The 12,804-nt window shown below is 64.5% G+C and carries 12 protein-coding genes; 6 read left to right on the top strand and 6 right to left on the bottom strand.

Going from position 1 to position 12,804, the window contains the following annotated elements; translation table 11 throughout:
- Positions 1–30: 30 nt before the first annotated feature.
- A complete protein-coding gene (locus L1277_RS00845; protein ID WP_253374469.1) occupies positions 31–1,278 on the bottom strand; it encodes an MFS transporter in 1,248 nt (415 codons plus the stop codon).
- A gap of 160 nt (positions 1,279–1,438) precedes the next feature.
- Here L1277_RS00845 and purU point away from each other — a divergent pair, with 160 nt between their 5' ends.
- From purU to L1277_RS00830, 3 genes are read left to right on the top strand one after another with little or no spacing between them, the layout of a single operon-like run.
- Positions 1,439–2,314, top strand: coding sequence for a formyltetrahydrofolate deformylase (gene purU, locus L1277_RS00840; RefSeq protein WP_253374468.1), 876 nt, complete (start codon positions 1,439–1,441; stop codon positions 2,312–2,314).
- Positions 2,315–2,360: 46 nt separating this feature from the next.
- Complete coding sequence (locus L1277_RS00835; protein WP_253374467.1) at positions 2,361–2,714, top strand: YrdB family protein; 354 nt, start codon at positions 2,361–2,363, stop codon at positions 2,712–2,714.
- Entirely contained in the window at positions 2,711–4,063 is a 1,353-nt protein-coding gene (locus L1277_RS00830) for an FAD-binding oxidoreductase (protein ID WP_253374466.1), read from the top strand. The genes L1277_RS00835 and L1277_RS00830 overlap by 4 nt, the downstream gene beginning before the upstream one ends.
- Here the strand turns inward: L1277_RS00830 and L1277_RS00825 are convergent.
- Positions 4,060–4,839, bottom strand: a complete 780-nt coding sequence (locus tag L1277_RS00825) for a glucosamine-6-phosphate deaminase (protein ID WP_253374465.1) — start codon at positions 4,837–4,839, stop codon at positions 4,060–4,062. The two genes, L1277_RS00830 and L1277_RS00825, sit on opposite strands and share 4 nt — an antisense overlap.
- Positions 4,840–5,013: 174 nt before the next feature.
- Here L1277_RS00825 and L1277_RS00820 point away from each other — a divergent pair, with 174 nt between their 5' ends.
- Positions 5,014–5,433, top strand: a complete 420-nt coding sequence (locus L1277_RS00820) for a hypothetical protein (protein ID WP_253374464.1) — start codon at positions 5,014–5,016, stop codon at positions 5,431–5,433.
- A 66-nt stretch (positions 5,434–5,499) separates the two neighbouring features.
- Here L1277_RS00820 and L1277_RS00815 read toward each other — a convergent pair whose 3' ends face one another.
- Positions 5,500–6,714 (bottom strand): NADP-dependent isocitrate dehydrogenase, encoded by a 1,215-nt coding sequence (locus L1277_RS00815; protein WP_253374463.1) that lies wholly within the window; start codon positions 6,712–6,714, stop codon positions 5,500–5,502.
- 96 nt (positions 6,715–6,810) lie between these two features.
- Positions 6,811–8,004 (bottom strand): CdaR family transcriptional regulator, encoded by a 1,194-nt coding sequence (locus tag L1277_RS00810; RefSeq protein WP_253374462.1) that lies wholly within the window; start codon positions 8,002–8,004, stop codon positions 6,811–6,813.
- A 181-nt stretch (positions 8,005–8,185) separates the two neighbouring features.
- On the opposite strand from L1277_RS00810, the gene L1277_RS00805 reads away from it, so the two are divergent.
- Complete coding sequence (locus L1277_RS00805) at positions 8,186–8,635, top strand: GNAT family N-acetyltransferase (RefSeq protein WP_253374461.1); 450 nt, start codon at positions 8,186–8,188, stop codon at positions 8,633–8,635.
- A 5-nt stretch (positions 8,636–8,640) separates the two neighbouring features.
- Positions 8,641–8,964 (top strand): MGMT family protein, encoded by a 324-nt coding sequence (locus L1277_RS00800; protein ID WP_253374460.1) that lies wholly within the window; start codon positions 8,641–8,643, stop codon positions 8,962–8,964.
- A 14-nt stretch (positions 8,965–8,978) separates the two neighbouring features.
- Here the strand turns inward: L1277_RS00800 and L1277_RS00795 are convergent, their stop codons facing one another.
- Positions 8,979–10,796: an ABC transporter ATP-binding protein gene (locus tag L1277_RS00795; protein WP_253374459.1), complete on the bottom strand. Its 1,818-nt coding sequence runs from the start codon at positions 10,794–10,796 to the stop codon at positions 8,979–8,981.
- The gene (locus L1277_RS00790) at positions 10,793–12,679 is read right to left on the bottom strand and encodes an ABC transporter ATP-binding protein (RefSeq protein WP_253374458.1); all 1,887 of its coding nucleotides are present in this window, start codon (positions 12,677–12,679) and stop codon (positions 10,793–10,795) included. Before L1277_RS00790 ends, L1277_RS00795 begins: the two co-directional genes overlap by 4 nt.
- Positions 12,680–12,804 lie beyond the last annotated feature (125 nt).

Here is a 12,804-nt window from a genome sequence, read left to right as displayed (position 1 = left end):
ACGTCCAGTTTAACCGACGCGCGCACGACCTCAGGCCGGGGTTGACTCGGGACTGTTCTTCCGCCGTCGAGAGAGCCGGATCGTCGCCACGATGATGACGAGCCCCAGCAGGGTGAGCGCAACGTCGGCGACGGGCAGGATGCTGACGCCCTGCCAGTCGAGCAGGAGCGAGCCGACGAGAGCTCCACCACCGATGCCGGCGTTGAACGCTGTGGTGTAGAACGCACTCGCCGTGTCACGGATTCGCGGGCTTGCCGTCTGCAGCATCCGGGTCTGCAGGAGCGGAGCGATCAGCCCGAAGGCCAGTCCCCAGACGATAAGCGCGAGGCCGGATAGCCACAGCGTCGAGGTGGACAGCGCCATCACGGTCACTGCGACAGCCGTCGTTGCGAGCGCAGCGATCAACCCGAGGGAGGTGCGCCGCGCGAAGACCGTGCCGGTGAGGATGAGGCCGACGGCTCCTGCGCCTCCGTAGATGAACAGGGCCGCACTCAGGTACTCGGGGGCGATGCCGATGCTGTCCGTCACAAACGGAGCGATGAAGGTGTAGAGGGCGTAGTGGCCGATCATGACGATGGCGGTGGTCACGCAGATGGCGATAACAGGCAGAACGGTTGGGTCCCGCCGCGGCTCTGCATCCGTGCGAGCGGAGTGAGTCGCGCGCTGCACTTTCGGCAGCCAGCGCAGCACGGCGAGCGCGCCAAGACCGAACGCGATGGCGATCGCCGCGAAGGCCCAGCGCCAGCCGATCGACTGGCCAAGCACCGTGCCGAGCGGGACGCCCAGCACGAAAGCCAGGGTTCCTCCACCGAGGGTGATCGACACGGCGCGAGCGATCTGCTCCTGGGGAACGAGGTGCGCCGCGTATGCCGGTACCAGCGCCCAGAACAGGCCGTGCGCGAGTCCGCCAAGCACTCGGGACGCGACCACCAGTTCGTAGGTGGGCGACAGCGCCGTCAACAGGTTGCTCAGGCCGAGGGTGAGCAGAATCGCCACCATCAACGTGTGCCGCGGCAGTGTGACCGTCGCGGCGGTCAGCGGCGCGCTGGACACCACGACGGTGAACGCGAAGAAGGTGACGAGCAACCCGACCTGCGACGGTGTGACGCCGAGCGACATGCTCATCTCCGGCAGCAGACCGGTCGGAATCATTTCGCTCGAGACCGAGAGGAACACGGTCGCGGCGAGCGCGATCAACCCAACCCAGGGAAAGGGAGCGGGGACCGGAGCGGGTGCGGGCACAGCGGCGCGCGGGGAAGAAAGAGAAGATGTGGTCATCGAAGAAATCTCACGATGGCGTTCACTCGATCGGCTGACACAGCGGAGTCGAGTTCGTCTACGCGCTGATGTGCGCGCCCAGGGCCGAACGGGACGCGTCAACCGTTGTCCAGTGTACCCGACCGGCACGGGAGGCACCCGAACCCATTAACCTTGGAGGGTGAACACAGCTCCTGAACAGCCCGAACCCCAGAATCACTGGGTTCTCACCTTCGTCTGCGGCGACCGCCCTGGCATCGTGCACGCCATCAGTGGCGCGGTCGTTGCCGCGCGGGGAAACATCACCGAAAGCCAACAGTTCTCGAGTTCAGATACCGGTCGCTTCTTCATGCGCCTTCAGGTTGAGTCGCCCGTCACCCGTGACGAGTTCGAAGCGGCCATCGCTCCGGTTACCGACAACTACGGCATGACCTGGCGCCTCGATGTCGTCGGCCGTCCCCTCCGCACGCTCGTACTGGCGTCAACCGCCGCGCACTGCGTCAACGACCTGCTGTTCCGCCAGCGTGCCGGCCAGCTGCCCGTTGAGATTCCGTTGGTCCTGTCCAACCACGGCACTCTGCGCGACCTTGCTTCGTTCTACGGCGTGCCCTTTGAATCCATTCCGGTGACGGATGCCGCCAGCAAAGCCGGATTTGAACGTCGCATTCTTGAGGCGGTTGAGCAGTTCGATATTGAACTGGTCGTGCTCGCGCGATACATGCAGATCCTCTCCCCCGAACTGTGCGACAAGCTTGCCGGCCGGGCCATCAACATTCACCACTCCTTCCTGCCGGGCTTCAAGGGAGCGAACCCCTACCGCCAGGCCCATGCCCGCGGCGTCAAGCTCATCGGCGCGACCGCGCACTTCGTCACCAGCGACCTGGACGAGGGACCGATCATCGAGCAAAACGTCGTTCGGGTCGACCACTCCCGCAATGCGAGCGAGCTCGTCGCCATCGGCCAGGACGAAGAGAGCCGCACCCTCACCCAGGCCGTGAAGTGGTTCGCCGAAGACCGTGTGCTGCTCGACGGCGCCCGCACCATCATCTTCAAGTAGCCCGCCGGTCGGCTGGCCCGGTCGCCAGCCGCTCTAAACTGGACTCGTGTCAGAAACCTCGCAGCCCTCCGTAACCCCCAACGACATTCTCCGGCTCTTCCTGGAGCTGTTCGCCGTGGTCTCCCTCGGCATCTGGGGCTTCCTCAGCTGGGACCTGCCGTGGAACTTCGTGATCGGAATCGGCGCACCGGTCGTCGCCATCCTGCTCTGGGCCCTGTTCCGCTCTCCCAAGGCCGTCTTGTCCGTTGACCCGTACGTGAAGGCACTCATCGAGCTCCTCGTCATGGGCGCTGCCGCCCTCGCCTGGTGGGACCTCGGCGTTCCCTTCGTCGCCCTCGTCTTCGCGATCGTCGCCGTGATCAGCGGAGTCCTCAACGGTCGGCGCGAGTTCAGCAGATGACCGTCGTCGACGAGCTGACCGCCTCCCTCGGGCGGGCCGTCAGCACGGACCCAGCAGCACTCGCCGCGGCGCGTGCCGATAAGTCCGGGCACATGTCGACATCCGCTCCCCTGGCCGTTGTGAATGCCACGTCGATTGACGACATTTCCACGACCCTCCGCATCGCCAGCGCCACCGGCACCCCGGTCGTCACCCGCGGCGCTGGCACCGGGCTGGCCGGCGGCGCCATCGCGGCCGGCGGTGAGATAGTGCTCTCCACCCTCGCCATGAACCGGGTCCTCGAGATCAACCCGGCCGACCAGCTCGCCGTCATCGAACCGGGCATCCTTAACGGACGGTTCAACGAGATCCTCGCCGAACAGGGCTTCTGGTTCGCCCCTGACCCGGCATCCAAAGCAATCTCCACCGTCGGCGGCAACATCGCCACCAACGCGGGCGGACTGCTCTGCGCCAAGTACGGCGTCACCCGCGACGCCGTACTTGGCCTCACGGTTGTGCTGGCCAGCGGCGACGTGCTCGACCTCGGCCACCGCAGCGTCAAGGGCGTCACCGGTCTTGACCTCACCGCCCTCTTCGTCGGTTCCGAGGGACTGCTCGGCGTCATCGCCGGCGCCACGGTGCGCATCCGCCCCCTCGTGGCTGGAACCGTCGCGACGATCGCCGCCTTTTTCCCGACAGTGACGGATGCCGCGGCCGCTTCAGCAGGAATCACCGCGTCTGGCGTCCAACCCGCCGTCATGGAAATCATGGACGCCGCCTCACTCGAGGCCACATCCACGCTCCTCGCCCTGCCCGGTATCTCGACCGGGGAGGCCCACCTGGTTGTGCAAACCGACGGCCCCGCTGCTGCGGCCGAAGCGGAACAGGTGCTCGCGATCATCCAGTCCACGGGCGGCCGAGCCGAGCTGTCGACCGACCCGATCGAGGGCGAACGACTCCTCGCGGTGCGCCGTGCCATGCACCCGGCCATGGAACGGCTCGGCACAACACTGATCGAAGACGTCTCGGTGCCGCGCAGCGCACTCCCGGCCATGTTCGCCGAGATCGTGCGCATCGAGCAGGCTTACGGCATCCGCATTCCGACGGTGGCGCATGCCGGAGACGGCAACCTGCACCCCAACTTCATCTTTGAGGGCGTCGAGGTTCCCGACTCCATTTGGCAGGCGGCAGACGAGCTGTTCGAGACCGCACTCAGACTCGGTGGAACCCTCACCGGCGAGCACGGCATCGGCATTCTCAAAAAGCGCTGGCTCGGCGACGAGCTTGGTGATACCCAGCTCGAGCTTCAGCGCCGCATCAAGGCGGTCTTCGATCCGAGCGGGATCCTGAACCCCGGCAAGGTCTTCTAGATTCCCTGCCAGGTCGGCTTGTTGTTGTAGGTGTACCGGTAGTAGTCGGCGAGCCTGAGCTTCGACGCTGCGGCTTCGTCGAGGACTACTGTCGCGTGGGGATGCAGCTGGATGGCTGAGCCAGGGAGAATCGCAGCGAGAGGTCCTTCGAGGGCTGCGGCGACAGCATCCGCTTTGCCTTCCCCGAACGCCAGCAGAACGAGATGACGCGCCCTGAGGATGGTTCCGAGCCCCTGGGTGATGCAGTGCATCGGAACGTCATCGGGTGAATCGAAGAACCGGGCGTTGTCGGCGCGGGTACGCTCGGTGAGGGTCTTCACCCGGGTGAGCGAGGCGAACGACGAGCCGGGCTCGTTGAATCCGATGTGGCCGTCGGTGCCGATGCCAAGGATCTGCAGGTCCACCCCGCCGGCCGCCTCAAGAGCGCGCTCGTAGTCGGCCCCCGCCGTCTCGATGGTCTCCGTCGCGCCGTTGGGCACGTGAACGCGCTGCGGATCGAGGCCAACCGGCTCGACGACCTCACGCGTGATCACCGAGCGGTAGCTCTCGGGGTGCGACGCCGGAAGCCCGACGTACTCGTCGAGGGCGAAACCGGAGACCTGGCTGAAATCGGCTTCGGCGGCGCGAGTGGCCAGTGCCTCGTACACCGGCAGCGGGGTGGAGCCGGTCGCGAGCCCGAGCACCGCGTCCTTCTTCGAGGCGACGAGCGCGAGGATGGCACCGGCCACCAGTTCGCCAGCGGCACGGGAATTCTCGACGATTACGACTTCGGCCATGGGCTCACAATTCGGTGCGGGGTCGGCAGTAGCGACTCCCAGTCTGCCATGCGAGCGCGCCCCGGTTCGTGCGGGCCCGCTTGGCAAGGCCCCCTCAATCGAGGGAGCGCCCTGATACAGTCGAAAACCATTCAGCCATCGCTCTCGCCCAGCCTTTTTCTCCAGGGGGAACTTGTGTCCAGAAACCGAACCGCCAGCGCCTCAGCGATCGGCATCCTCGCCGTCGCGGGGCTCCTCCTCACCGGTTGCGCTGGCGGCCAGTCGAAGGCTGAGGCCTGCACCATCGTGCAGGACACCCTCGAGCAGGCGCAGACCGAACTCACCGAGAGCGTCTCCTCATTCGGTGACGACCCGGTTGCCGGCGCCGAGGCCGTGACCACGCTCGCTGATAGCTTCTCCGACGCCAACGACAAGATTTCCAACTCGGACGTCAAGCCGAAGAGCTCCGACGCCACGAAGGCACTCGACACCTTCGCGGCCGAGATGGAGACAGCCGCAGCAGACCCCGAAGCCGCCGACCAGACGGCGCTGAGCGACGCGATCGCCGATGTGCAAAGTACCTTCACCGATCTGCAGGAAGTGTGCCAGGGCTAATCTGGCTCGCTTAACGAAAAACGCTCCCCGATCCGATGATCGGGGAGCGTTTCTCGTGGTGCGGGTTTAGCCCAGGCGAGCCTTGAGGTTCGCCGTAATCTCAGCGAGGAACTCCTCGGTGGTCTGGTAGGACTGCTCGGGTCCGACGAGGAGCGCGAGGTCCTTCGTCATCTTGCCCGACTCGACGGTCTTGATGACGACGTCTTCGAGGGTCGACGCGAACTCGATCAGTGCATCGTTGCCGTCCAGCTTGCCGCGGTGCTGAAGCCCACGGGTCCAGGCGAAGATCGACGCGATCGGGTTGGTCGACGTCGGCTTGCCCTGCTGGTGCTGGCGGTAGTGACGGGTCACCGTTCCGTGTGCAGCCTCAGCCTCAACGATCTTTCCGTCCGGTGTTGCCAGGACGGATGTCATCAGGCCAAGCGAGCCGAAGCCCTGCGCGACGGTGTCGGACTGGACGTCGCCGTCGTAGTTCTTGCAGGCCCAGACGTATCCGCCCTCCCACTTCATGGCGGATGCCACCATGTCGTCGATGAGGCGGTGCTCGTAGGTCAGTCCGGCAGCCTCGAACTGCTCCTTGAACTCGGCGTCGAAGATCTCCTGGAAGATGTCCTTGAACCGACCGTCGTATGCCTTGAGGATGGTGTTCTTCGTGGAGAGGTACACCGGGTAGTTGCGGGTGAGGCCATAGTTGAGGCTCGCACGGGCGAAGTCGCGGATGGACGAATCGAGGTTGTACTGAACCTGGGCGATGCCATCGCCCGGGGCTTGGTAGACCTCAAACTTCTGCGGTTCGCTGCCGTCGTCCGGCGTGAACTCAACGGTGAGCTTTCCCTCGCCCTTGAACAGGAAGTCTGTCGCACGGTACTGGTCACCGAATGCGTGACGGCCAATGATGATCGGCTTGTTCCAGCCCGGAACCAGACGCGGGATGTTCGAGATGATGATCGGTTCGCGGAAGATCACACCGCCGAGGATGTTGCGGATGGTGCCGTTCGGGCTCTTCCACATCTTCTTGAGGCCGAACTCTTCGACACGCGCCTCATCGGGAGTGATCGTTGCGCACTTGACGCCGACGCCGTGCTTCTGGATCGCGTGGGCAGCGTCGATGGTGATCTGGTCATCGGTCTCGTCGCGCTTCTGGATGCCGAGGTCGTAGTACTCGAGGTTCACGTCGAGGTAGGGGTGGATCAGCGTGTCCTTGATGGACTGCCAGATGATGCGGGTCATCTCGTCGCCATCGAGCTCGACGACTGTGCCCTCAACCTTAATTTTTGACAATAGAAAGCTCCTAGCTTGTGGGGCCTTACGGGCCGCGATCCAGCTTACCCGAGGAGGGCAACTCTCTTGATATCGAGAGAAATTCGGACGGAGGAGTCAGCTTGCGAGGCGCAGCGCGCACTGCACGACAAACGCGTTGCGGGGCAGGGTGACGTCAAATCCGAGCGTCTCCGAAACCCGGGCAAGCCGATAACGGATGGTGTTTGCATGCACGTCGAGCGCTCGAGCGCAGCCTTCGATCGACCGGCCGTTGTCGAGGTAGATGGCCACAGTTTCGAGCCACTCAGATGCGCTGTCCTGGAGGGGAACGAGAACCTGGTGCACGAGAGCGGACCGAGCGTCGCCATCACCGTTGAGCGCCCGCTCCGGCAAGAGCTCGTCGGCCCGCACAACCGTCGGGGCTTGAAGCCAGGTGTGAACGACGCGTGCACCGAACATGGCAGCCTGCGCACCTGGCGCGGCGGCGCCCAACTCGGGGGCGGGCTCGCCCAGCACAGCGGTTTTCGAGAGGAGCTGGCCGATGACATCGCGAGCGAGGGAATCGAGGTGAGCGACAGCATCCGCTTCGCTTACTGGTGCGGTCGGTTCGCTGAGCGTCGCTGGAAGTTTGTCATCGGGAAGCGGCAGCGAGAGCACGAGGACGAAGTGGCCCTGGCGAACACCGGCCAGCGCGTCGGCACCTGCGTTCCAAACGACGCGTCGGAGCTTGTCTTCATCGACCTCATCGCCCGGCGCACCGACGATGACGATGGTTGGTCCACCGCCCCGCCAGCCGACGGCGCGGAGCCGGTCGGCCATGGAGGTGAGCCCGCGGCCCGAGAGCACGGCATCGATGGCGAGTTGTTCCAGCCGCGGGTCCCACAGTCCGGACGATGGGCGGGAGATGGCGTAGATCTCGGCTGCCTCGAAGGCGAGCTGGCGGGAGAAGTCGAGGCTCGCTTCGCGGTAGGCGGCGGCATCGGGACCCACCAGGCTGTCTTCGACTGCGACGACGGAGGAGCGGATGAGCTGCAGGGTTTGCTCGAGGCTGATCGAGCGGACGAGTTCGGCGGGAGCCTGGCCGAACACCCGTGGGACCGCCGACGGGTCGGGATGTGAGCAGTAGGAGACGAATGCCTCGATCAGCGACGAGATGATCGACTCGATGGCGGTGTGTCGTGCGATCGGCAGCACACGGAACCACGGCAGCTCGCTGTCCATGCGGGCGAGAACCCGCACCAGCAGTTCCTTGCCGGTCAGGGGCGTGGCGTCTCCTGTGGTCGACGATGCATCCGATGGTGCTGGCGCCATGTTCGAACCTCCCCCCTCGATGGTACGTGGGGAACCGCTAGCGTGCGCACCGTTCGCACCTCGAGCGGGGGCCGGTTGTGTGCAACCGACACTGCCCCGGTGGAGCCTGAACGGGAGGTGAACTTTACGCCCGGCGTCGGTTCGCTAGCCGAGTTCCCCCCGTTCGGGCTAGATTTGCAGCATGCCTGAACTGAGACTCGTCGAACTGTCCGCTTCCACGATCGTTGCCGTCAACGCACTCACACTCAAGCCCGGACAGGAACAGTTCGTCGCTCCCGTCTCCTACTCCGTCGCGGCGGCCGTACTCGACCCCGCCACCACCTGGCAGCGCGTTGTGCTCGACGGCGACGAGGTCGTCGGCTTCGTTCAGGCGAACTTCGACCCCGACGGAGAGGGCGAGTTCCAGTCCATTCTCTGGCGCATCAATGTTGATGCTGATGACCAGGGTCGCGGTGTTGGAACGTTCGCCGTGCAGGCCCTGAGCGACGAGGCAGCGAAGCGGGGCTTCGACCACGTCAACGTCATTTACGAACCGGGCGAATCCGGCCCGGAGGCGTTCTTCCTGCGCGTGGGCTTCGAGCCGGTCGGAGAGACCCAGTACGGCGAGACCATCGGCGTACGCAAGCTCTAACGCACATGGCAGACGCCTCAGAACCGGCAGGCCCATCACCCGACGAGTTCGTCGCAATCGTCCTCGACATCGTCGAGTCGATTCCGCGCGGCCGGGTGATGAGTTATGGCCAGATCGCGGCGACCTTCGGCTCTCGATCCGCTCGTGGCGTCGGGCGGGTCATGTCCCAACACGGCAGCGATCTCCCCTGGTGGCGAGTTGTTCGTGCCGGCGGCTTGCCACCTCAGTGCCACGACGACGAGGCGCGGGCACACTACGACGCAGAAGGTACGCCGCTCGTAACGCGCGCCGATGGCGGATACCGCATCGCGGCATCCGCCTTCCTGTGAATCTGCATCGCCTGCTACACGAGCGAGTCCCGCCATGCCGCGTGGAGCTGGGCGAACCGGCCGGTGCCCGAGATGAGGTCAGCCGGTGTGCCGCCTTCAACGATCCTGCCGTGTTCCATCACCAGCACGCGGTCGGCGATCGCCACGGTCGACAGGCGGTGCGCGATGATGACGGCGGTGCGATCGGCCAGAAGGGTCTGCAGGGCCTCCTGCACGAGTCGCTCGCTCGGGATGTCGAGCGATGCGGTCGCTTCATCGAGGATCAGCACCGACGGATCAGCGAGGAACGCTCGCGCGAACGAGATCAACTGGCGTTGCCCAGCCGATACCCGGCCACCTCGTTTATTGACGTCGGTGTCGTATCCATTCGGAAGCGACTCGATGAAGGTGTGCGCGCCTACCGCGCGAGCGGCGGCCTTGATCTCGTCGAGACTCGCCTCAGGCTTACCAATCGCGATGTTGTCGGCCACCGAGCCGGAGAAGAGGTAGGCCTCCTGGGTCACCATGACGATCGCGCGACGGAGGTCCTTCGGATGCAGCATCCGGAGGTCAATACCATCAAGTGTCACCGTTCCTGCCGTGGGGTCATAAAAACGCGAAATCAGCTTGGCGAGCGTTGACTTGCCCGCCCCTGTCGACCCGACCAAGGCGATCGTCTGGCCTGCCGGAATGTCGAGGCTGAAGTCGGGCAGAATCACCGCATCGCCCGTGTAAGCGAATCGCACGTCGTCGAACCGCACGTGCCCGCGGGCTGTCCACAGGTCGATCGGGTGGCTTGGGTCAGGGACGGTGGGTTTCTCTTCGAGAACACCCGAGATCTTCTCAAGCGCCGCGGCCGCCGACTGGTAGGAGTTGTAGAACATCGCCATCTCCTCCATCGGGTCGTAGAACCGACGGGTGTAGAGCACGACGGCGAGCAGTGCTCCGATCGCCAGCGAACCATCGATGACACGGAATCCGCCGACGAGGAGCACGGCTGCGACCGTCACATTCCCGATGAAGACAAGCCCGGGGTCGAAGACACCGAAGAGCTGGATGACTTTGGCGTTCACCGTACGGTAATCCTCGACGAGACCGCCGAAGTGCTTCTCGTTGCGCTTCTCCTTGCGGAACGCCTTGACGGCCCGGATCCCGGTCATCGTTTCGACGAACTGCACAATGACCTTGGCCGAGGCCACCCGCGACTGCCGGAACAGCGTTTGGGACCGTTTCTGGAACCAGCGAGTGAGGAAATACAGCGGAACGAGTGAACCGAGCAGAACAAGCCCGCTGATGCCGTCGAGCAGGAACAACGCGATACCGGTGAACAGCATGTAGAGGAACCCGGAGACGAGCTGGTTGATTCCCGAGTCGAGGAGTTCCCGGATCGCGTCCAGGTCACTGGTCTGCCGGGAAATGATGCGCCCGGATGTGTAGTTCTCGTGGAACTCGAGGCTCAGTTTCTGCGTCTGCAGGAAAACTCGCTTGCGCAGGTCGAGAAGGATCGCCTGGCTGATGCGCGCACTCAGCACCGTGTACCAGGCGATGAGGACCGCGCCGATGACGCCCGTGAAGAGGTACAGGCCGACGATGAAGAACGCCGGCATCCAGTCGTTCGAGTTGAGCACGGCGGGAAGCCCGCGGTCGATACCGAACGCGATGAGCGCCGGGCCGGCGACCTGCGCCGCGGTCGACACGACGACAACGAGCATCGTCAGGACAACACGCAGTTTGAGCGGAGCGAGCAGCGACCCAAGCAGGGTCAGCGAACGCCGTCGGATCTGAGCACTCTCCTGCTTCGTGAAGTCGTCGCGTTCTTCACCTTCGACTCCGGTGACGGTTGCTGAGCTCATTTGCTCACCTCTTCCTGCTCGCGAGCCTCGTCGGAGAGAGCTCGATCGATCTGCTCCGCGGCCTCGCGCTTCTCCTCATCTTCAAGACTCGAGATGACGAACTTGTAGTGCTCACTCGAGGTGAGCAGGTCGCTGTGCTTTCCAAGGGCCGTGATTCTGCCGTCTTCCAGCAGTGCTACCCGGTCGGCCAGCATCACGGTCGAGGGGCGGTGTGCCACGATCAGCGCCGTTGTCGACGCGAGGATGCGCCGCAGCGCCGCCTCGACGAGCGCCTCAGTGTCCACGTCGAGCGCTGACAGCGGGTCATCGAGCACGAGCACAGCGGGCTTCGCTGCGACCGCTCGAGCGAGCGCGAGTCGCTGCCGCTGCCCGCCCGAGAGGCTCAGCCCCTCTTCACCGACTGTGGTGTCGACGCCATCGGGCAGGTCTCGCACGAAGTTGGCCTGCGCGATGTCCAGAGCCTCGGCCAAAATGGCATCCGCTTCAGGACTGTCGATGTCAAGGTCGTCCCTGCCGAGCAGCACGTTCTCACGAACCGATGCCGAGAACAACGTCGCGTCCTCAAACGCCATGGCGATGTGACGGCGCAACTCCTCGCGACTGAGGTCGCGAACGTCCACGCCGTCCAGCGTCACGCGACCACCGGTGACGTCGTAGAGTCGCGTGGGCAGGGCCGTGAGCGTCGACTTCCCTGAACCGGTCAGGCCGACGAGTGCCATCGTCTCCCCCGGCTCCAGGGTGAGCTCGACCCCGTCGAGCAGGTCCGGCACTCCCGACGGCGAATCAGCGTAACGGAAGTGCACGTTCTCGAACCTCAGCAGCCCACGGGGTGACGTGATCGTCGTCGGGTTGTCGGGGTCGGTGATCGTGTTGGCCGTGTCGAGCACCTCGAAGAACCGGTCTGTGGCTGTTCGGGTGTCGAAGGTCATTGACAGCAGGAATCCGATCGACTCGATCGGGAAGCGCAGCACGGTTGCCGTCGCGAAGAACGCGAACAGCTGACCAACGGTGATCTCCCCCATCGACGCCAACCAGACCCCGGTGAAGAGGCAGAGAGCGAACGCGACGTCAGGAAGCAGCAGCAGCCACAACCAGATTCCGGCGATCGCCTTCGCTTTCTCAATCTCCGTTCCACGGAGATCCTCGGCTTGCGATTCGAAGTTGCGCAGCGCGTATGTGCCGCGCCCAAACGCTTTCAGAACGCGGATGCCATGAACTGATTCTTCGACAGCCGTCGCGAGATCTCCGGCCTGGTCCTGGCTCCGCCTCGCGATGATGGAGTACTTCTTCTCGAAAATGAAGCCGTACACCCAGACCGGAACGGCCAGGACAAGGAAAATACTGCCGAGCAACCAGTGCCAGTAGAACAGCACTGCCGCACCGATGACGATGGTCACGGCGTTGACGACGAGCAGCACGAGTCCAAACGACAACCAGCGTCGGATGAGGTTAAGGTCACTGACCGCGCGCGACAACAGCTGGCCGGACTGCCACCGGTCGTGGAAGGCGACAGGGAGATCCTGCAGACGGCTGTATAGCGAGTTGCGCATAGCTGCTTCAACGTGGGTGCCCGGGGTGAGAACGAACCAGCGTCGCAAGGCGATGAATACAGCTTCGAGAACGCCGAGGCCGAGCACCGCTCCGACCGCCCACCAGATTTGCGACACGTCACCGGTGGCGAGGGGGCCATCGACGAGCGCCTCGAGCACGAGAGGGATGCCGAGCGCGACCAGACCGGCACCGAGCGCGGCACCCATGCCAAGGTAGATGCGCGGCAGAGCCGATTTGGCGTACGGGTAGATCCGCATAAGTGCCTTGAAGGTACTGAGCGTTGACGTGTGGTTCGACACCGGTGCAGCGGGGTCGTTGGTCTGGCGCGCCATAGCGGGAACTTCTCTTTCAACGGTACGGCCCGAATGTCGGGCGCGGAAACGGCACAAGCCGTTGCTGTTCTCAACTGGTAAAGGGGAGCATCGGATTCCTCACCAGGCGGAATCCGGAAACACTC

Origin of the sequence: Okibacterium sp. HSC-33S16, assembly GCF_024171565.1 — a bacterium.
Taxonomy (GTDB): Bacteria; Actinomycetota; Actinomycetes; order Actinomycetales; family Microbacteriaceae; genus Mycetocola_A.
The sequence above is the reverse complement of the archived record's forward strand: the minus strand, read 5'-3'. Positions and strand labels throughout refer to the sequence as shown.

Coding starts and splice junctions, on each gene's coding strand:
- L1277_RS00800 (WP_253374460.1), top strand. CDS start 8,641: ATGGCAGACGCCTCAGAACCGGCAGGCCCATCACCCGACGAGTTCGTC.
- L1277_RS00805 (WP_253374461.1), top strand. CDS start 8,186: ATGCCTGAACTGAGACTCGTCGAACTGTCCGCTTCCACGATCGTTGCC.
- L1277_RS00810 (WP_253374462.1), bottom strand. CDS start 8,004: ATGGCGCCAGCACCATCGGATGCATCGTCGACCACAGGAGACGCCACG.
- L1277_RS00795 (WP_253374459.1), bottom strand. CDS start 10,796: ATGAGCTCAGCAACCGTCACCGGAGTCGAAGGTGAAGAACGCGACGAC.
- L1277_RS00790 (WP_253374458.1), bottom strand. CDS start 12,679: ATGGCGCGCCAGACCAACGACCCCGCTGCACCGGTGTCGAACCACACG.
- L1277_RS00825 (WP_253374465.1), bottom strand. CDS start 4,839: ATGGCCGAAGTCGTAATCGTCGAGAATTCCCGTGCCGCTGGCGAACTG.
- L1277_RS00830 (WP_253374466.1), top strand. CDS start 2,711: ATGACCGTCGTCGACGAGCTGACCGCCTCCCTCGGGCGGGCCGTCAGC.
- L1277_RS00845 (WP_253374469.1), bottom strand. CDS start 1,278: ATGACCACATCTTCTCTTTCTTCCCCGCGCGCCGCTGTGCCCGCACCC.